General features: G+C 60.3%; 18 protein-coding genes. 6 read left to right on the forward strand and 12 right to left on the reverse strand.

What is annotated here, in order from left to right; translation table 11 throughout:
• Positions 1 to 34 precede the first annotated feature (34 nt).
• The gene (locus ACXAG8_RS14850) at positions 35 to 613 is read left to right on the forward strand and encodes a nitroreductase family protein (RefSeq protein ID WP_475227555.1); all 579 of its coding nucleotides are present in this window, start codon (positions 35 to 37) and stop codon (positions 611 to 613) included.
• Positions 610 to 1,308 carry an EI24 domain-containing protein gene (locus tag ACXAG8_RS14855; RefSeq protein WP_475227563.1) on the forward strand — a complete coding sequence of 233 codons (699 nt, stop codon included), beginning with the start codon at positions 610 to 612 and terminating at the stop codon, positions 1,306 to 1,308. The genes ACXAG8_RS14850 and ACXAG8_RS14855 overlap by 4 nt, the downstream gene beginning before the upstream one ends.
• A 3-nt stretch (positions 1,309 to 1,311) precedes the next feature.
• Here ACXAG8_RS14855 and ACXAG8_RS14860 read toward each other — a convergent pair whose 3' ends face one another.
• Together ACXAG8_RS14860 and mce are read right to left on the reverse strand one after the other, a co-directional pair.
• The gene (locus ACXAG8_RS14860) at positions 1,312 to 1,587 is read right to left on the reverse strand and encodes a DUF1467 family protein (protein WP_475227569.1); all 276 of its coding nucleotides are present in this window, start codon (positions 1,585 to 1,587) and stop codon (positions 1,312 to 1,314) included.
• A gap of 22 nt (positions 1,588 to 1,609) precedes the next feature.
• A complete protein-coding gene (gene mce / locus ACXAG8_RS14865) occupies positions 1,610 to 2,014 on the reverse strand; it encodes a methylmalonyl-CoA epimerase (protein ID WP_475227575.1) in 405 nt (134 codons plus the stop codon).
• 135 nt (positions 2,015 to 2,149) lie between these two features.
• Between mce and ACXAG8_RS14870 the strand changes: the two genes are divergently transcribed.
• Positions 2,150 to 2,869: a response regulator gene (locus ACXAG8_RS14870; RefSeq protein WP_475227578.1), complete on the forward strand. Its 720-nt coding sequence runs from the start codon at positions 2,150 to 2,152 to the stop codon at positions 2,867 to 2,869.
• A 194-nt stretch (positions 2,870 to 3,063) separates the two neighbouring features.
• On the opposite strand, the gene aspS is transcribed toward ACXAG8_RS14870, so the two are convergent.
• From aspS to ACXAG8_RS14890, 4 genes are all read right to left on the reverse strand, one after another.
• Positions 3,064 to 4,839: an aspartate--tRNA ligase gene (gene aspS / locus ACXAG8_RS14875; RefSeq protein ID WP_475227585.1), complete on the reverse strand. Its 1,776-nt coding sequence runs from the start codon at positions 4,837 to 4,839 to the stop codon at positions 3,064 to 3,066.
• 460 nt (positions 4,840 to 5,299) lie between these two features.
• Positions 5,300 to 5,851, reverse strand: coding sequence for a CPBP family glutamic-type intramembrane protease (locus ACXAG8_RS14880; protein WP_475227592.1), 552 nt, complete (start codon positions 5,849 to 5,851; stop codon positions 5,300 to 5,302).
• A 116-nt stretch (positions 5,852 to 5,967) separates the two neighbouring features.
• A complete protein-coding gene (locus ACXAG8_RS14885; protein WP_475227600.1) occupies positions 5,968 to 6,624 on the reverse strand; it encodes an aminotransferase class IV family protein in 657 nt (218 codons plus the stop codon).
• The gene (locus ACXAG8_RS14890; protein WP_475227605.1) at positions 6,579 to 7,712 is read right to left on the reverse strand and encodes an aminodeoxychorismate synthase component I; all 1,134 of its coding nucleotides are present in this window, start codon (positions 7,710 to 7,712) and stop codon (positions 6,579 to 6,581) included. The genes ACXAG8_RS14885 and ACXAG8_RS14890 overlap by 46 nt, the downstream gene beginning before the upstream one ends.
• 171 nt (positions 7,713 to 7,883) lie before the next feature.
• On the opposite strand from ACXAG8_RS14890, the gene carB reads away from it, so the two are divergent.
• On the forward strand, positions 7,884 to 11,228 hold the full coding sequence (carB, locus tag ACXAG8_RS14895) for a carbamoyl-phosphate synthase large subunit (protein WP_475227610.1): 3,345 nt from the start codon (positions 7,884 to 7,886) through the stop codon (positions 11,226 to 11,228).
• Between the two features lie 92 nt (positions 11,229 to 11,320).
• Here the strand turns inward: carB and ACXAG8_RS14900 are convergent, their stop codons facing one another.
• Genes ACXAG8_RS14900 through ACXAG8_RS14910 form a run of 3 tightly spaced genes read right to left on the reverse strand, consistent with a single transcriptional unit; the run spans position 11,321 to position 15,878 of the window.
• Entirely contained in the window at positions 11,321 to 14,365 is a 3,045-nt protein-coding gene (locus ACXAG8_RS14900) for an efflux RND transporter permease subunit (protein ID WP_475227617.1), read from the reverse strand.
• Positions 14,366 to 14,376: 11 nt separating this feature from the next.
• Positions 14,377 to 15,414: an efflux RND transporter periplasmic adaptor subunit gene (locus tag ACXAG8_RS14905; RefSeq protein ID WP_475227626.1), complete on the reverse strand. Its 1,038-nt coding sequence runs from the start codon at positions 15,412 to 15,414 to the stop codon at positions 14,377 to 14,379.
• Complete coding sequence (locus ACXAG8_RS14910) at positions 15,411 to 15,878, reverse strand: MarR family winged helix-turn-helix transcriptional regulator (protein ID WP_475227630.1); 468 nt, start codon at positions 15,876 to 15,878, stop codon at positions 15,411 to 15,413. The genes ACXAG8_RS14905 and ACXAG8_RS14910 overlap by 4 nt, the downstream gene beginning before the upstream one ends.
• A 154-nt stretch (positions 15,879 to 16,032) precedes the next feature.
• Between ACXAG8_RS14910 and ACXAG8_RS14915 the strand changes: the two genes are divergently transcribed.
• The gene (locus tag ACXAG8_RS14915) at positions 16,033 to 17,160 is read left to right on the forward strand and encodes a beta-ketoacyl-ACP synthase III (protein WP_475227634.1); all 1,128 of its coding nucleotides are present in this window, start codon (positions 16,033 to 16,035) and stop codon (positions 17,158 to 17,160) included.
• Between the two features lie 150 nt (positions 17,161 to 17,310).
• On the opposite strand, the gene ACXAG8_RS14920 is transcribed toward ACXAG8_RS14915, so the two are convergent.
• The gene (locus ACXAG8_RS14920; RefSeq protein ID WP_475227639.1) at positions 17,311 to 17,772 is read right to left on the reverse strand and encodes a hypothetical protein; all 462 of its coding nucleotides are present in this window, start codon (positions 17,770 to 17,772) and stop codon (positions 17,311 to 17,313) included.
• A 359-nt stretch (positions 17,773 to 18,131) separates the two neighbouring features.
• Between ACXAG8_RS14920 and ACXAG8_RS14925 the strand changes: the two genes are divergently transcribed.
• On the forward strand, positions 18,132 to 18,710 hold the full coding sequence (locus tag ACXAG8_RS14925; RefSeq protein ID WP_475227644.1) for a thymidine kinase: 579 nt from the start codon (positions 18,132 to 18,134) through the stop codon (positions 18,708 to 18,710).
• Positions 18,711 to 18,731: 21 nt separating this feature from the next.
• On the opposite strand, the gene ACXAG8_RS14930 is transcribed toward ACXAG8_RS14925, so the two are convergent.
• The gene (locus tag ACXAG8_RS14930) at positions 18,732 to 19,070 is read right to left on the reverse strand and encodes a tRNA-binding protein (protein WP_475227647.1); all 339 of its coding nucleotides are present in this window, start codon (positions 19,068 to 19,070) and stop codon (positions 18,732 to 18,734) included.
• Positions 19,063 to 19,878 (reverse strand): pyrroline-5-carboxylate reductase, encoded by an 816-nt coding sequence (gene proC / locus ACXAG8_RS14935; protein ID WP_475227652.1) that lies wholly within the window; start codon positions 19,876 to 19,878, stop codon positions 19,063 to 19,065. Before proC ends, ACXAG8_RS14930 begins: the two co-directional genes overlap by 8 nt.
• Between the last annotated feature and the right edge of the window lie 13 nt (positions 19,879 to 19,891).

Raw genomic sequence — 19,891 nt, forward strand, 5'->3', positions numbered from 1 at the left:
AGATACAGAAGGCCCATGTAAAGAAAGTTAACATATGTCCCTGAAAAACCCGGCCGCCCTGGATTTTCTGCTGTCCCGCCGGTCTCGTCCGGCCAAGACGCTGGTTGCCCCGGCGCCGACCCGAGATGAATTATTGCCATTGCTGACCGCCGCGGCCCGCAGCCCGGATCACGGCAAGCTTGAACCCTGGCGGTTCATCGTTCTGGAAATAGGGGCGATGCCACGCTTGTCGGCGCTGACGCGAGACCGCGGGATTGCTCTTGGCAAGTCGCCAGAGGAAATTACCAAGGCCTGCAACCAGTTCGACATGGGCCATCTGGCGGTTGCGGTGATCGAAATACAAAAACCGTCGGACAAGGTTCCGGCAATCGAACAGAGCTATTCCGCGGGGGCGGTGTGCCTGGCGCTGTTGAACGCAGCCCTGGCCGCCGGATGGGGCGCGAACTGGCTGAGCGGCTGGCAGACCCATGATCGGGAATTCTGCCAACAGGCATTTGGGTTGGGCGACACCGAACGCGTCGCCGGGCTGATCCATATTGCAACCGAAGGGGCACAACCACCCGAACGCCCCCGCCCCGATATTGACGCCCTGACCCAGTGGGTTTCCGAATGATCATCATTCAGTCCTTTTTCCAGGCGCTTGGGCAAATCGGTGACCCGCGGTTCCGTTCGGTCCTGCTGCGGGGTGTTGGCTTGACCATCCTGCTTTTGATCGGCGCCTGTGCAGGCGCGATCTGGCTGATCAACCGGGCCTCTGGCCAGGAAATCTCGATGCCTTTCATCGGCACGGTACCCTGGCTCAACGACATCCTGGGCTATTCCGGCATCGTCCTGGTCCTGATTTTGCCCGTTTTCCTGATGATCCCGGTGGCCTCGGCCATCACGTCAATGTTTCTGGACGAGGTCGCCCAGGCCGTTGAGGACAAACATTATCCGACCCTGCCACAGGTTCCCGATCTGCCGTTTTCCGAAGCGGCCCGCGACACGCTGAGCTTTCTCGGCGTTCTGATCGCCGCCAATGTGCTGGCCTTGGTGCTGTACGTGGTCTTTGCCCCGCTTGCGTTGTTCATATTCTGGGGCATGAACGGGTTCCTGCTGGGGCGCGAATATTTCACCCTCGCCGCGATGCGGAGAGTGGGGCGCGAGGGGGCGCGAAAGCTGCGTTCAAAGCATGCGGCAACGATCTGGATTGCTGGCACGCTTATGGCAATTCCTCTGTCCGTGCCCTTGGTAAACCTGGTGATCCCGATTATTGGGGCCGCCACATTCACCCATATCTTTCATGGCCTGTCAGGGAACAGGCCCTGACAGTTATTGCCGTGGCTCCAATTGGTTGAGCCAATCGAAATCACGAACGGAAATGATCCCGGACAGGATGATCCCCGCGATTATCGCCCAAAGAACAACCGAGACAGCGGTCGTGATCCACAATTTCTTTCTGAGGTGATGTTCTTCCGGTGCCCCTGCATGGGTGCCCGGAACGACTTCGCCAACATCGCCCTGGGTACGGATTCGTATAGGCAGAATCACAAGCAGGGTCAGAAACCAGATAACGGCGAACAGAACCGCTGCGGCGGTAATCGTCATTTCAGACCCTCCTGCCGGGCGTTCATACCTGCTCCAACTCGACCAGGCACCCGTTGAAATCCTTGGGATGCAGGAAAAGCACTGGCTTGCCGTGGGCCCCGATTTTCGGCTCGCCCGATCCAAGAACGCGGGCGCCGGTCGATTTCAGGTGATCGCGCGCGGCGATGATGTCTTCGACCTCATAGCAAACATGATGAATGCCGCCAGCCGGGTTCTTTTCCAGAAAACCGTTGATCGGGCTGTCATCGCCCAGCGGGTAAAGCAGTTCGATCTTGGTGTTCGGCAGTTCGATGAAAACGACGGTCACGCCATGATCAGGTTCGTCCTGCGGCGCGCCGACCTTGGCGCCAAGCGCGGTCCGGTACTGGTCCGAGGCCGCATTGAGATCGGGAACGGCAATGGCGACATGGTTCAAACGGCCAATCATGGCAACCTCCTCAGTTCTGCGTTGCAGCGGTTATGGTGGTTGCGCTGGCAAAGGGCAAGTGCGCGAATTCGCCTGTTAACCCTGTGTTAGCCAGAAGTTCCTAGCGTGAAGCATCTGCTGAAAAGGAGTTTCGCAATGGACGATTCGGACCCATTCACCGCCCCGACCCCACCGCCCAACGCGATGCGGCCGCTGCTGGGGCAAACCATCCTCGTGGTCGAAGACAGCCGGTATGTCTGCGATGCCATGCGCCTGATGTGCCTGCACAGCGGCGCGCGCATCCGCCGGGCCGATTGCCTGAAATCTGCGCGCCGCCATCTGCAGATCTATCGCCCGACTGTTATCATCGTGGATATGGGGCTGCCTGATGGGTCCGGTGCAGACCTGATAGACGAACTCAGCCAGGCAACACCACGGATCAGCGCCATTGTGGGCATGTCCGGCGACGAAGACACCAAAGCCGCCGCCATGCGCGCGGGTGCGGACGGCTTTCTTCCCAAGCCGTTGTCATCGCTTGCGTTTTTCCAGAAGTCCATTCTGGAGCTGCTGCCCGAAGATCGCCGCCCCAGCGGATTGCACGCCATACGGGACAAGGTCATTCGCCCTGATCCAATGGCCTATCAGGATGACATGGCACACATCGCCGATGTTCTGTCAGGCCCGACCGACCAGACGACGCTGGACTATGCAGCACGGTTTCTAAGCGGTGTGGCCGTTTGCGCCCAGGATACGGTGCTGGCAGATGCCGCTCGGAAACTGGCCGCAACACGTTTCGACGGCACTCCCGTAACTGCGCAGGCGGCGCGGGTCGCCGGACTTGTACAAAACCGTCTGGAACAGCGAGAGGCGATTTGAGATGACGACAGCCTATTTCGTAACGGCGGGCCTTTTGTTCGCGTGGGGCTACCGCCGAACCCGGCGCGCCGCCAAGGCAATCCGGGCCAATTGTTTGGGATATGACGGCCTGACGGATTGACCGACAGCCGCATGGGCAACTGCTGAAAATGGGCCCCGCCCGCACAAGGCGGGCGATCCCGTTTGCCGGGTTCTCAGTCCTGCGGGATAACCCGCAGCCCCAGTTCCATCAACTGATCCGATGTCGGTTCAGAAGGCGCCTGCATCATCAGATCTTCGGCACGCTGGTTCATCGGGAACATCATGACCTCACGAATATTCGCCTCGTCAGCCAGCAACATCACAATCCGGTCGATCCCAGCTGCACATCCGCCGTGCGGCGGCGCGCCATAGTGGAATGCGTTGAACAAAGCGCCAAATCGGGATTTGACCTCTTCCGCGCCGTACCCGGCCAGTTCGAACGCCTTCAGCATGATCTCGGGCTTGTGGTTCCGGATCGCACCCGAGACCAGTTCGTACCCGTTGCACGCCAGGTCGTACTGATAACCGCGCACGTCCAGCGGGTTGCCCTGCAAGGCCTCCATCCCGCCCTGCGGCATCGAGAACGGATTGTGTTCGAAATCGATCGCGCCGGTCTCCTCGTCCTGCTCGTAGATCGGGAAGTCGACGATCCAGGCAAAGGCGAAACGGTCTTTTTCGGTCAGGCCAAGCTCATCCCCGATTACATCACGCGCCTTGCCAGCAACCTTTTCAAAGGCTTTCGGCTTGCCACCCAGGAAGAACGCGGCATCACCAACGCCCAGACCCAGCTGCTGACGGATCGCCTCGGTCCGGTCGGGGCCGATGTTCTTGGCCAGCGGACCTGCGGCCTCCATTCCTTCGCCCTGATCGCGCCAGAAGATATAGCCCATGCCGGGCAGGCCTTCTTTCTGGGCAAAGGCGTTCATGCGGTCACAGAATTTGCGGCTGCCACCTTTGGGCGCCGGGATGGCGCGGATCTCTGTGCCCTCCTGCTCCAACAGCTTGGCAAAGATGGCAAATCCAGACCCGCGGAAATGGTCCGAGACCACCTGCATCTTGATCGGGTTGCGCAGGTCGGGCTTGTCGGTGCCGTACCACAGGGCCGCGTCCTTGTAGGATATCTGCGGCCAGTCCTGATCAACCTTGCGACCGCCGCCGAATTCTTCGAACACGCCGGTCAGAACGGGCTGGATCGTGTCGAACACGTCCTGTTGCTCGACAAACGACATCTCAAGGTCAAGCTGATAGAAATCGGTGGGCGAACGGTCAGCGCGCGGGTCTTCGTCGCGGAAACACGGCGCAATCTGGAAATACTTGTCAAAGCCCGAGACCATGATCAGCTGTTTGAATTGCTGCGGGGCCTGCGGCAATGCGTAAAACTTGCCCGGATGCAGACGCGACGGCACCAGAAAGTCGCGCGCACCTTCGGGGCTGGACGCGGTGATGATCGGCGTCTGATATTCGCGGAACCCCTGATCCCACATCCGGCGGCGCATCGAGGCCACGACGTCCGAGCGCAGGCTCATGTTTCGCTGCATCACCTCGCGGCGCAGGTCCAGAAAACGGTACCGCAGGCGCGTTTCCTCGGGGTATTCCTGGTCGCCGAACACCATCAGGGGCAATTCATCCGCCGCACCCAGGACTTCCAGGTCGCGCACATAAACTTCGATTTCGCCGGTCGGCAGCTTAGGGTTGACCAACTCGGGGTCACGGGCCTTGACCGTGCCGTCAATGCGAATGCACCATTCCGACCGCACGTTTTCAAGTGCCGCAAAGGCGGCGCTGTCGCCGTCGCACAGAACCTGCGTGACACCGAAATGGTCGCGCAAATCAAGGAACAGAACGCCGCCGTGATCCCGGACCCGATGCACCCATCCCGACAGGCGGACGGTATCGCCGACATTGGCGGCAGTCAGATCGGCGCAGGTGTGGCTGCGGTAAGCGTGCATGGATCATATCCCTTCGGGCGCTGAATTGGTCGCGCCGATACACCGCGATAGGCGAGGGAAGTCAAGGGTTGCGCGGCCCCTGACGCTGCTTGGTGGCCAAAAGGCTGGCAAATTCGTATTTTGGGGTCCGTTTTCAGAACGCCGATCCTGAACGGGCAACCCCTGCCGGGGAAACTTGGCCCATTCGAAAGCTGGTGTTCGGCTGGGACGACAAGCCCAATGAGATCGCGTTTTTCACGACCTGCCCCCTCATGACAGTCTGGGGTCATCCGTTCCATCTGGTAAGCGGCGCGACGAAGGCCGCGAAACTGCAAGGACAGCGCGCCTGACCCATCACGACGCCCCATACATCAGACAGATTGCGATTCGGCCCACCTTCTTGCAATGCCGCGCCTTTGGCACGCCATGCAAACCCGCGCAGACACGCCCCGCGCGACTGCGAAGTTCAGCCATCAGGCCCCTAGAAAGGGCGTTGGACATTGCCGGAATAGAAATACACGCCCAACCCGGCGGCAAAGATGATGTTGCCGGCAATCGCATGCAGCAGGACAGCAAGATAAAACGAGCCGCGGGCGCGGTAGCCCCAGGAAAACAACAGCCCGCCCGCAAATGTCATCGCGGCGACAATCCAGCTCCAGTACATGAGATGGGCAAAGGCAAAGAGCGCCGCGTTCATGAGGGGCAGCGCCACCCCGTCTGGCAAAATCGCGTGGTAGCGGCGGTAGAAAAGCGGGCGAAACAGCAGCTCTTGCGGCAAGGCGGAAACAAGTGGATAGGCCACCCAGATCACCGCCAGAACCTCGGGCCGGTTCAGCAGCAGAAAAAACGCCGCGTCCGGGCGGGTCAACAGCACCAGACCCGTACATAACGCCGCCATCGCCCCGCCAAAAACTGCAAGCTCACCCCAGGACCAGTTGTTCCAGCCGTACCGAAGCTCGGCCCAGGAAAACCCGGGCGTGCGGTGCAACAGGAAAATTCCGATACCGGTAAAGGTAAAAAGCGCGGGAAACATCCAGCTTGGTGGAAAAAGCACTGCGATCAGCAAGGGCGCCAAAACGAAGAAGGCGCCGAACTCGCACCACAGCCGCAATCTGGGGGCGGTGGGTTCCGCCAGGTTCCCGGTCCTGCTCACGATGTTGCCAGCTCTGCCCGGATCATCCCCCTAAGGGAGTTTCCGACCCAGAGCCTTGGCGCCTGATGCAGGTCGGCCAACGTCAGGACCGCCTCGGCGACCTGCCCGGTGGCCAACATTTCCTCGCGCAGAATGCCCGGCAGCAGGCCGGAAGACTGGGCAGGTGTCAGCCGCTGACCGTCGGAAGTTTCGAGAAACAGGTTGGTGATCGTTCCTTCGCACAGCTCGCCGCGGTCGTTTAGAAACAGAAGTTCATCCACCCCCTCAGGCATCGCCCTGCGCGCGGTTTCATAGACCTGACGCTGCGTGGTCTTGTGCCGCAACCATATGTCCGCGGCGTTCACCGCCGTATCCGAGACGGCAAGCCGCCAGAAAGGCGGGTTGTCAGCCAGGGGGCCGGTTGTCACCTCGGTTTGCCCGGCAACATCCAGCGTCACCCGGATGCGCAAGGCCTCGTTTCCGGCCTGTTCCGAGATCTGTCCCAGATCGGCAGACAGGCCCGCGCGATCAAATGCAAGGCCCAGAGCCGCCGCCGACCGCGCCATGCGCGCCAGGTGCCGGTCCTGCCGGATGATCCCCTGCCCCGGTCGGAACCCTAGGGTTTCGATCAGCCGGAAATCTGGGTCTGCGGGCGGCTGAATCGCGCCTTCCATAGCGCCTCCTCGTATTCTGACGCGGCGGTGCTGTCCCAGACGACACCGCCGCCCACATTCAGGGTCGCGTCGGCGCCATCGACCATAAGGGTGCGAATGGCAACGTTGAATTCGCTGGTCCCATCCGGGGCGGCCCAGCCGATCGTGCCACAGTAAATATCGCGCGGCCAGGGTTCCAGCGCCGAAAGGATTTCCATGGCACGAATCTTGGGTGCGCCAGTAATGGAACCGCAAGGAAACAGGGCCGTCAGAATATCGGAAAAACCAACCCCGACATGCAGCCTGGCCCGGACCAATGACACCATCTGATGCACCGTCGAATAGGTTTCGACCTTGAACAACTCGGGCACCTGAACCGATCCCGGCAGGGCCACGCGGCTGATATCATTGCGCAACAGGTCCACGATCATCAGGTTTTCGGCTCGGTTTTTTGCGTCTTTGGTCAAAAACGCCCTGCGCCGTGCGTCTTCGGCCAGGTCTTCGCTGCGCGGCTGCGTCCCTTTCATCGGGCGTGTTTCGATGGTGCCGTCCGCATCGGTTCGGAAAAACAGTTCCGGCGACCGACTGAGAAGATCGGGAAAACCATCCTGCTGAACCAATACGCCGTGGCCAACGGCCTGGTTTGCGGCAAGCGCCGCATAAACCGCTTCGGACCCGCCCGCGACGGTCAGGTCGATGGGGAAGGTCAGGTTGGCCTGATATATGTCGCCTGCGCCGATTGCATCATGCACAGCCTGAAACGCGGTGGCGTAACGCCCGGCATCCCATCTGGGGCGAAACTCCAGGACCCGTCCCGATGCCTTGGCCAAGCTGCGCTGACCCGGGCGGTCGTAAACGCCGAAACACAACAGAGGCAGGCGGCGGTCATCAGGCAGCAGCCGCATCAGGCGGGGTTCAAGCAGAAACCCCAGCTCGTAACTGGCATACCCTGCCAGCCAACCGCCCGCGGCGCGTGCCTCATCCAGCGCGGCCAGCGCTTGCGGCACCTGTTCCGCGCTCTGCGCCTGGATCACCTCGACCGGTGTCTCAAAAGACGTTCCCGGTCCCGCCGGACCCTGATCGAAACAAATACGCAATTTCGCCCCCATCTGCCGTGTTGCGCGGTATAGAGATATCGGCGCCGGACGAAAGAGCAGAAAGCGGCAATTGCAGCTTAGTTTCCGATCCCTCTTGAACCTTTTCGCGCGGTCCCTATAACGCAGGACAATTTGGGCGCTTGGGCGGTGCCCGCGACTCGTTGATATTGAAGGGGCCAGGCCATGCCGAAGAGAACCGACATTCAGTCGATCATGATCATCGGGGCTGGGCCCATTGTTATCGGGCAAGCCTGCGAATTCGACTATTCAGGCGCGCAGGCCTGTAAAGCGCTGCGCGAAGAAGGGTACCGGGTCATCCTGGTGAACTCGAACCCGGCGACGATCATGACCGATCCGGGCTTGGCAGATGCCACCTATATCGAGCCGATCACACCCGAAGTTGTTGCACGTATTATAGAAAAAGAACGCCCGGACGCGCTGCTGCCCACCATGGGCGGGCAGACCGGCCTGAACACGTCGCTGGCGCTGGAAGAGATGGGCGTGCTGGACAAGTTCGGTGTCGAGATGATCGGCGCCAAGCGTGACGCCATCGAAATGGCCGAAGACCGGAAACTGTTCCGTGAGGCGATGGACCGGCTGGGTCTGGAAAACCCCAAGGCGACCATCGTGACCGCGCCGCGCAAGGAAGACGGCAAAGCAGACCTGGACGCTGGCGTTCAGATCGCTTTGGACGAATTGGAAACAATCGGGCTTCCTGCGATTATTCGTCCAGCATTTACGCTTGGCGGCACCGGCGGCGGTGTTGCTTATAACCGCGAGGATTACATTCACTTCTGCCGCTCGGGCATGGATGCCTCGCCGGTCAATCAGATCCTCGTCGATGAAAGCCTGCTGGGCTGGAAAGAATACGAGATGGAGGTGGTGCGCGACACCGCTGACAACGCCATCATCGTCTGTTCCATCGAAAACGTCGATCCGATGGGCGTGCATACCGGTGATTCGATCACCGTGGCCCCGGCACTGACGCTGACCGACAAGGAATACCAGATCATGCGCAACGGCTCGATCGCCGTTCTGCGCGAGATCGGGGTCGAGACCGGTGGTTCGAACGTTCAATGGGCGATCAATCCCGATGATGGCCGCATGGTCGTGATCGAAATGAACCCGCGGGTTTCGCGCTCATCCGCTCTGGCGTCCAAGGCGACGGGTTTCCCGATTGCCAAGATCGCCGCAAAGCTGGCCGTAGGCTATACGCTGGACGAGCTGGACAACGACATCACCAAGGTCACGCCCGCAAGCTTTGAGCCGACCATCGACTATGTCGTCACCAAGATCCCGAAATTCGCGTTCGAGAAATTCCCCGGCTCGGAACCCTATCTGACCACCGCGATGAAATCGGTCGGAGAGGCGATGTCCATCGGTCGCACGATCCACGAATCGATGCAAAAGGCACTGGCGTCGATGGAATCGGGTCTGACCGGATTTGACGAGGTCGAGATCCCCGGCCTGAACGTGGGTCACTGGGACGAGGCCGACGACAAGGCCGCCGTGATCAAGGCAATCAGCCAGCAAACGCCTGACCGGCTGCGCACCATTGCGCAGGCCATGCGCCACGGTCTGACCGATGACGAGATTTTCGCCGTCACAAAGTTCGACCCGTGGTTCCTGGCCCGCATCCGCGAGATCATTAATGCCGAGCGCGCGGTGCGCAAAGACGGCTTGCCAATGACCGAAGAGGGCATCCGCAAGCTGAAAATGCTGGGCTTTACCGACGCGCGCCTTGGCAACCTGACCGGCCGGGACGAGGCCAACGTGCGCCGCGCGCGCCGCAATCTGGGTGTCTCGGCCGTGTTCAAACGCATCGACACCTGTGCCGCCGAGTTCGAGGCCCAGACGCCCTATATGTACTCGACCTACGAGGCCCCGATGATGGGCGAGGTCGAGTGTGAGGCGCGTCCGAGCGACCGCAAAAAGGTCGTCATCCTTGGTGGTGGCCCGAACCGGATCGGTCAGGGGATCGAATTTGACTATTGCTGCTGTCACGCCTGTTTCGCGCTGACCGACGCGGGTTATGAGACCATCATGGTCAACTGCAACCCCGAGACGGTTTCGACCGACTATGACACCTCGGACCGCCTGTATTTCGAGCCGCTGACCTTTGAACACGTCATGGAAATCCTGACGAAGGAACAGGAAAACGGCACCTTGCATGGCGTGATCGTTCAGTTCGGCGGCCAGACGCCGCTGAAACTGGCCAACGCGCTCGAGGCCGAGGGTATCCCGATCCTGGGCACCACGCCGGACGCCATCGACCTGGCCGAAGACCGCGAACGGTTCCAGGCGCTGGTCAACGACCTGGGGCTGAAGCAGCCCAAGAACGGCATTGCATCGACCGACGCGCAGGCGCTGGAAATCGCAGGTGAAATTGGCTTCCCGCTGGTGATCCGGCCCTCTTATGTTCTGGGCGGTCGCGCGATGGAAATCGTGCGCGATATGGATCAGTTGAAACGCTATATCAACGAGGCCGTGGTTGTTTCGGGCGACAGCCCCGTGTTGCTGGACAGCTATTTGTCCGGCGCGGTCGAACTGGACGTCGATGCGCTGTGCGATGGTACCGACGTGCATGTTGCGGGGATCATGCAGCACATCGAAGAGGCGGGCGTGCATTCGGGCGACTCGGCCTGTTCGCTGCCGCCCTACTCGCTGTCGAAGGACATCATTGCCCAGATCAAGGATCAGGCTTTCAAGCTGGCCAAGGCATTGAATGTCGTCGGCCTGATGAACGTTCAGTTCGCGATCAAGGATAACGAGATCTACCTGATCGAGGTTAACCCCCGCGCGTCGCGCACGGTTCCGTTCGTGGCCAAGGCCACCGACAGCGCCATTGCCTCGATTGCCGCGCGCATCATGGCCGGCGAAAAACTGTCGGCATTCCCGCTGCGGCCCGCTTATGAAGAAGGTCAGGACACCAAGATCGCCGACCAGATGACGCTTGCGGACCCGGATATGCCGTGGTTCTCGGTCAAAGAGGCGGTGATGCCTTTTGCCCGTTTCCCGGGCGTCGACACCATCCTGGGCCCCGAGATGCGTTCGACCGGCGAGGTGATGGGTTGGGACCGCGATTTCCCCCGGGCTTTCCTCAAGGCGCAAATGGGCGCGGGTATGGTTCTGCCATCGTCCGGGCGCGCCTTTGTGTCGATCAAGGACGCCGACAAGGGCGCTGCGATGCTCGAAGCCGCGCAGGTGCTGGTCGCGCAGGGGTTTGTCCTGGTCGCAACCCGCGGCACGCAATCCTGGCTTGAGGCTCAGGGCGTGCCTTGTGATCTGGTCAACAAGGTCTACGAAGGCCGTCCCGACGTGGCCGACATGCTCAAGGATGGCCAGGTGCAACTGGTCATGAACACGACCGAAGGCGCACAGGCGGTCGAGGACAGCAAGGTCATTCGTTCGATCGCGCTGTATGACAAGATCCCGTATTTCACGACTGCCGCAGGCAGCCATGCGGCCGCTTTGGCGATCAAGGCCCAGGCCGAAGGCGACGTCGAGGTGAAATCGCTGCAAGGATGACCGTAAATCGGTGGTTCAAACACAAAAAACCCCGGCACTGCCGGGGTTTTTTCGTATTTCCCTTGGGCCGGGGCCATACGGGCCGCCGCGCCCTAGGCCGAACCGGCTAACCTGCGCCGTTCTTCGCGGGTAAAGAATATCAGGTAGAACACCGGCGCCGCGACCATCGTCAGGACGGTCGCAAAAGCCAACCCGCCCATGATCGTCACAGCCATCGAGACAAAGAAGGCATCCGTCAACAAGGGCGCCATACCCAGAATCGTGGTGATCGCCGCCAACATGACGGGGCGCAACCGCGAGACCGACGCTTCGATGATGGCATCCCGCAGAGCCTTGCCCGACGCGCGGACCAGGTCGATTTCCTCGACCAGGACAATACCGTTCTTGATCAGCATCCCCGAAAGGCTGAGCAGCCCCAGCAGCGCGGTAAAGGTAAAGGGCAGGCCGGTGCCCAGCAATCCGATCACAACGCCGTTTACCGACATGGGCACCAGCAGCCAGATGATGATCGGTTGTTTGACCGCGTTGAACAAAAGCACCGAGATCAGGACCATGATCAGCAGGCTCAGCGGCAATTGCCGCCCCAGGCTGGCTTGTGCATCGCCTGAATCCTCGAATTCACCGCCCCACGCCAATTGGTAACCCAGCGGAAGCTCCATCGCCTCGATTGCGCCGCGCACTTCGGAATGGACCTGCGCTGCGGTCTTATCGGCGGGGATATCGGCGCCGACGGTGATCGTCAGCACCCGGTCGCGACGATGGACCAGCGTGTTCTGGGCGCGGTATTCGAACCCATCGACCATTTGTTCGATCGGAACGAATTTCTGCGACTGGTCTGAATAGACGACCTGATCCACAATCGAATAATCCCCGTCCGCGGGTCGGCGCAGGATGATCGGGATAAGGCGATCGCGTTCGCGCAAGACACCGCCGGTAACCCCGTCCGTGGAAAACTGCAGCGTCGCCGCGATATCCTCGCGCGAGACGCCCGCCGTTTGTGCCCGTTCCGTGGCATAAATCGGCTGCACGGCAAGTTCCTGTTCACGCCAGTCATGATGGACGCTTAGTACATTTGGCGACGCGGCTGACATGATCTGAACCGCCTGGTCCGCAAGGTGCCGAAGAACGGCCGGATCACTGCCCGAGAAACGCGCCTCGATCGGGGTTCCGCCACCAGGACCAAAGACCAGCCGCTTGGTCCGGAACTCGCCTTCGGGGAACTGTTCTGACCCAAACGCCTCAAGATCAGCCTGAAGCGCCGGGATATCTTCCAGAGAATTTGTCCGAATGATCATGTGCCCATAGCTGGGGTTCGGCTTTTCAGCCGAATAGGTCAACATGAAACGGGTCGCGCCCTGCCCGACAAAGGTGGTCACCGACACGACATCATCGCGTTCGGCCAGCCAGTTTTCGAACACGGCCATATCCGTCGCGGTGCGTGCAATCGGCGTGCCTTGCGGCAACTTGTAGTGCACGAAAAACAGCGGCGTGTTCGAGTTCGGGAAGAACTGCTGTTTCATCAGCCCGAACCCCGCAAAACAGGCCACCGTGACGATCACCAGACCCGCGACAACCAACCAGCGGAACCGTAGCGCCCAGCGCAGCATCGTACCATAGATGCGAAACAGGATACCGCCATAGGCATCCGCCTCGCCTTCCTTGCCCTGCCGGAAGAAATAATGCCCCAGCAGCGGCGTGACCGTAATCGCCAAAACCCAGCTGAGCAGCAGCGAAATGCCGATGACCGCGAACAGCGAAAACAGGAACTCGCCTGTCGCGTCCGGGCTCAGGCCGATCCCCGCAAAGGCCATGATCCCGATGACCGTTGCCCCCAACAGCGGGATTTGCGTTTTTGATGCTGTATCTTCGGCCGCCTCGCGCGAGGGCCTGCCTTGCAACATTGCGATCTGCATCCCCTCGGCCACCACAATCGCGTTATCGACCAGCATGCCCATGGCAATGATCAGCGCGCCCAGGGAAATGCGCTCCATCTCGATTGAAAACAACGACATGAACAGCAAGGTGCCCACAACCGTCAGCAACAGGGTCGACCCAACCACGACCGCGGCGCGCCACCCCATGAAAAGCGCCAGAACCGCCACCACAATTGCAACCGACATCGCCAGGTTGACCAGGAAATCGTTCGAGGCCTGCTCGACCACGACATGTTGCTGATAGATCGGCAGGACGTTCACACCGTAGGGGATCGCCGTATCCAGCTCGGCCAGCCTGGCGTCGACACGTTTGCCGACTTCGACGATGTTTTCTGTCTTGAGCCCGGCAATGCCCAGGGTAAAGGCCTCGGTCCCGTTGTACCGGATCATGATGTCCGGGTCGGTCTGGCGCCCCCTATAGACTTCGGACATGTCGAACAGGTTGATCACCTGCCCCTGCGCACCGACCGTCAGCCCGGCAATCGCCGAAACACTGTCTGACCCTTCCGCAGTCAGGATCGTGGTCAGGTTGTTTTCGGATCGCAGCACGCCGGAATTGTTGACCGAGTCGGCATTGGCAATCGCCTCGTTGATCAATTGGTACGAAACGTTCTGGTTAACGGAAATTGCCAGGTCGGGTTCGACAAAAATGGCCTCTTCCGGCAGGCCCTGGACATCGATATCCGCCACACCGTCAACAGCCAGAAGTTCCCGGCGCAAAAAGGTCGACAGTTCATGCTTTTCGGCATCGGTAAACCCTTCGGCGGTTACGGCGTAGAACAACCCGAAGACGTCACCAAAACCGTCATTCACATAAGGCGCCGACACGCCCGAAGGCAAACCGCGCGCCGCATCGCGCACCTTGGCGCGCAGACGGGTCCAGATGTCGGGCAGTTCGTTGCCGTCATAGGTTGACTTGATCTCGACTTCGATCAGGGACTGACCGGGCTGGTTGACCGAGGTGATCACGTCGACCTCACCCATCTGCTGGATCGCAGATTCAAGCGGCTCGGAAACCTCCAGCGCCACCTGCTCGGCGGTGGCGCCGGGATATTCTGTATAGATGACCGCGTTCTTGATGGTGAAGGCGGGGTCTTCCAGACGCCCAAGCGATGAAAACCCCCAGACCCCCCCGAACAGGGCAATCAAAATTACAAGCCATGTATAGATGGGCCGGTCGATAGAGGCGCGCGCGATGTTCATGCCCCGGCCCCTCAGTTCGCAAACCCGACGAACCGGCGCACCGCCTGCCCATCGGTCAGCGCGCCGCCCCCGGCGACCACGATTTCGTCACCATCGGACAGCCCGGTTAGGACCCTGACATCTCCGGTCTGTGTCGGTTCAATCGTGACAGGCACACGCCGAACCGAGCCTTCATCCGCACCCACGGGCGAAAACACCAAGACCCCCAATGCGCCATCTGCATCCGCGACAATCGCCGTTGCCGGAACCACGATCCCAGGGTGGTTGTCCTGAACCCGAGCCGTCACCGTCACGGATGAGCCGGGAAGGATCTGCAACCCCTCTGGTGGCTCCAACCCGAACTGCATCCGAAACGTCTGCCCCACGCTGGACGTTTCGGCATCGAATTCGCGGATTTCCAGCGGGAAGACCTGGTCGCTGGCGGGAAACTTCGCCGTTATCGTGATATCGTCATCGCGCGCTGTGCGCTGAAACAAAATCTCTGGCACGTCCACTTCGATCCGCAACTCGGACATGTCATGTATCCGAACGATGGGCGTTCCGGCGGACACCGTGGTGAACGCCTCGACCGAGCGGCTGGAAATCAGCGCGTCAAACGGCGCGGTCAGCGTTGCGTGCTCAAGATCGTATTCCGCGTTGCGCAAGGCAATCGCGGCCAGTTGCGCTTCGGTTTCGGCGTCGTCGACCGCAACCTGGCTGGCTGCTGTTCCACGAAGCCGCGACAGACGTTGCAGGGTTCTGTCAGCCTGGTCCTTCTGCAGCCGCGCGCGGTCCAGCTGCAATTCGAACGGTTCCTGGTCGAGATGGGCAATCAACCCGCCTTTTTCGATGATCAGCCCTTCGGTCACCGGCATGTCGACGATCTGCCCGGCGACCTGAAACGCCAGGTCCACCGTCTGGCGCGCCGCGACCCGGCCAAAGAACTGACGCGAAAACCCCGGTGTACTTTCCTTCACGATCATCAGCTTGACGGGCTTGGCACCGCCTTCCGCCCAAAGCGGAGCCGCCAGAACTGTCAGGGCCAGGCCCAGTGAGGTCAGCAATCTCATTTCGTCAATCCCTCTGGAATTCCGGATTTCAATACGTTGTTTCTGATCTTTCGGGCCAACCGGGCGAATTGAGATGTCTCTTGTGCGTCCAGCCCCGAGGCCCGATGAAACAGCTCGCCCGCTTCTGCGACCAGCATGTCGCGCGCGGCGTGCCCCTGTTCGGTCAGCACCAACAACAAGGCCCGCCGATCCTGAGGGTCCTGTTCGCGTGTCAGATACCCTGCCGTCGCAAGCGCATCAGCGGTTGCCGTGATCGTCGACGGGACCGTCAGCATATCCGCGGCCAAAACACCCATGCGCTTGGGCCGGTCCAGCTTGACCAACAGGTGACATTCCTGCTGGCTCAGGCCGGTTTCGATGCTCGCAAAGCTTTCCTCAAGCTTCCAGTACAGCGCATAGACCCCCATCATCGCCTGAATCTCGGGGCTGAGCCGATCAAGGCCCGTTTCGGTGTCATCATGCATATCGATTCTCCGCCTGCGACGCGGGCAAAATACTTCGGTTTCTGAACTATTCAATATATGAACCGCGATTCAGCCCATTCCCTTAGGTCAACGTGGCTTGAACAAAACCACTTGTGACTGCATTTTGAGCGAATTCGAAACGTCAGGACCCACCATGTACACGCCCGCCATCACCGGTACCGGAGTTTTCACCCCCGAAAACATCATCACCAATGCCGAACTCGTCGAGGCCTTCAACGCCTATGCCGACCGGCAGAACGCCAGGAACGCCGATGCCATTGCCGCAGGCCGGATGGAGCCGATGCAACATTCCTCGGAGGAGTTCATCCTCAAGGCGTCCGGGATCGAAAACCGGTACGTGATGGACAAGGCCGGGGTACTGAACCCCGACATCATGCACCCGACCCTGCGCCAGCGCAGTGACGACGAACCCGGCATCATGACCGAAATGGCGGTCGAAGCCTGCACCAAAGCCCTGGCCCAGGCCGGCCGCACGGCCGACGATGTCGACCTAGTGATCTGTGCAGCATCCAACCACGAACGCGCCTATCCGGCGGTGGCCATCGAAATTCAACAGGCGCTGGGGATTACCGGGTTCGGGTTTGACATGAATGTCGCCTGCTCGTCCGCCACCTTCGGCATCCAGGCCGCGGCAGACATGGTACGCTCGGGGTCTGTCCGCTCGGCGCTGGTCGTCAACCCCGAGATATGCTCGGGCCACCTGGAATGGCGCGACCGGGATTGTCACTTTATCTTCGGCGATGTCGCGACGGCGACGCTGATTGAACGGATCGAAAACGCACAAGGTCCGCATTTCGAAGTTGTCTCGACCCGGTGCGCGACAGAGTTTTCGAACAATATTCGCAACAACAACGGCTTTCTCCGCAGGTCGCGCCCCGACGGGATGCAGGACCGGCGCGACATGCAATTCATGCAAAATGGCCGAAAGGTCTTTAAGGAAGTCCTGCCGATGGTCAGCAAGCACATCAGCGACCACATGGACTCGGAAGGCGTGACCAGCGGCGACCTGAAACGGCTGTGGCTGCACCAGGCAAACAAGACCATGAACGACTTTATCGGGAAAAAAGTGCTGGGCCGTGAACCAGATCCGGGCGAACAGCCCAATATCCTGCAAGATTATGCGAACACGTCCTCGGCGGGCTCAATCATCGCGTTTTCCAAGCATTCGGATGATTTTCAGGACGGCGAAATTGGCCTGATCTGCTCTTTCGGTGCCGGATACTCGGTTGGATCAGTTATCGTGAAACGACACATAGCCTGACGTTTTCCCAAACCCTGCCCTGTTGGGTTCTGCGAACGCCGCAGCCAAATCGCAGGGGCCTTGGACGCATGTCCGGCCGTTTGGCGCAGGTGCCCGCCTGCACCGCCCCGCATTTGCGTCACGTCCTGGGTGCGCGGCAGGCGATTGCGGCTAGCTGACGCTTTCTTCTTCCAGGTGAAGCTTCATTTCGATCAGCACTTGCTGAAGCATGCTGGTCTCTTTCAAAAGACGCTTGGCTTCGTTCACGGTGATGATCCCGTCTTCGATCGCCGCCTGGTATTCGGTCATGAGCATCGCGAACCGCTGGCTCAGCGCGATGACGTCCGCATTGACGCCGCCGGTGCGCGGGCTGTCGGTGTTTCGACCATCATAAGACAAGGTGATATTCTTGAGATCGGCCAAAGCCGACGTCACATGCGGATACGTGGCGACCGCCTCAAGCCGCGCGACCGCATCCACAGGAATGAACCGGTCGGCATGTTCGTCATTGTCGGAATAGTACCGGCCAAGAGTGGCTTTGGATTTCCCGGTAATCTCGCACGCTGATTCGATTCCTACGTCTTTGACCAATGCCTCGGTGTGTTTCTTCAGATAGGCCCCGATATCTGCCATTCTTTTCCCTTTGCTACCTGCACGCCCTGCCCGGTTTGGTGTTGCCGGGGAAAGGGTAAGGAAATTTCCCATACTCGAGTTTTAATTGAAATGTCATATGTTGGCTATCCCTCAGATATGCGGGGGATTTTGTGAGTGAGTGGCGGCAGTTCTTGCCGGTAACGAGTATCGGTAGAGCAATATTTTCAGCTTTACATGTTCTAGGCCACATGTTGGCCTACGGCGCCGCTGTAGTTGGAGCGGAGGTATCCATCCCCAAGAGCATCTGCTCAGCCTCCGTATCCGCGACAGCGGCGTCGCCGATCAATTTCGCACATTGTTGGCTTGTCCCGATGTCCCGCGGGATTTAGACCCCCGTCATGGCCAAGCTGTACTTTAACTATTCGACGATGAATGCCGGTAAATCGACGGTTTTGCTGCAGGCATCGCACAATTACCGCGAACGCGGCATGGACACGTACCTGATGACGGCCGCCGTCGATGGCCGCGCCGGGACCGGGCGGATTGCATCCCGGATCGGGATTTCGGAACAGGCCGACGTTTTCCGCCCGCAGGACGATGTCTGTTCAATGATCGCCGCGCGCCTGGAGCAAGGGCCGATCGCCTGCGTTTTCATCGACGAGGCGCAGTTTCTGTCCGAAGAACAGGTGTGGCAGCTTGCCCGCGCAGTAGACGACCTGAACGTCCCCGTCCTGGCCTATGGGTTGCGGGTCGATTTTCAGGGCAAGTTGTTTCCGGGATCGGCGGCCCTGCTGGCGCTTGCCGATGAAATGCGCGAAGTGCGCACGATCTGCAAATGCGGACGCAAGGCGACAATGGTGATTCGGCAGGACGAAAACGGACGGGCCATCACCGAAGGCGCGCAGGTCCAGATCGGCGGCAATGAGACCTATGTTTCGCTTTGCCGCAAACACTGGCGCGAGGCGGTCGGGTCCTGACGACCGAGACCCTGAACCGCGTCAGTGCATCCTGCCGCCGACCGGCACCTGGGCGTCGGGGCCAATCAGGACGATTTCGCCATTTTCGTCAGGCAGACCCAGAACCAGCACCTCGGACATGAACCGGCCAATCTGGCGCGGCGGGAAATTCACGACGGCCATCACCTGTTTGCCGATCAGGGCCTTGGGGTCGTAATGCGCCGTAACCTGCGCCGAGGTCTTGCGTTCGCCAATCTCGTCACCGAAATCGATCCACATCTTGATCGCCGGCTTGCGGGCCTCTGGATAGGGTTCGGCGCGGATCACCTTGCCGACGCGAATGTCGACCCGCATAAAATCGTCAAACGAAATCTCACTCATCAGCCAATTCCCTGGATCGTTCTGTTGCGGCTTTCACAGCGCGGTGCAGCAGCGCGGGAAACCCCTGTTGTTCATGCATCAGGACCTCTAGCGCGGCTTGGGTCGTGCCGTTGGGCGATGTCACGTTGACCCGCAGCTGAGAAGGGTCTTCATCCGCGGCCATGGCCAATGCCCCGGCCCCGGCCACGGTGGATTTCGCCAGTTTCATTGCCAGGTCATGCGGCAACCCATGCGCCTGCCCAGCGGCGGCCAGGGTTTCAATCAGGTGAAAAACATACGCAGGCCCCGAACCGCTGAGACCGGTGACCGCATCCATCTGCGCCTCGTCATCAAGACGAACCGTTTCGCCAATGGCCGACAGCAGGTCTTCGGCAAGGGCCAGATCTGCGGCTGCAACTTTCGAGTTACCAATGACCGCCGTAATGCCCTGCCGGATCGCCGCGGGTGTATTCGGCATCGCCCGCACGATCGGGGTGTCCGCGCCCAGAACCTGTTCGAATGTCGCCAGCGACGTGCCCGCAGCGACCGAGATGAACAGGCTGCTGCCACCGCCCAGCGCCTGAATTGCAGGCAGGGCATCGCCCATCATCTGCGGTTTGACGGCGACAAGCACCACCGCAGGCGCTTGGGGAAGCGGGGTGTTGATGTTGACGCCCTGCGCCTTAAGCCAGTCTGACGGATAGGGGTCGATCACCCAGACAGATGCGGCGGGCAGGCCGTGATCTAGCCATCCCGCCAACATCGCGGACCCCATCTTGCCACATCCCAAAAGCACCAGCCCCTGCTCGGCAACGCGTGACATGTCCATGGTGGCCCCTTCC

This window comes from Ruegeria sp. ABD4_443, assembly GCF_056160865.1.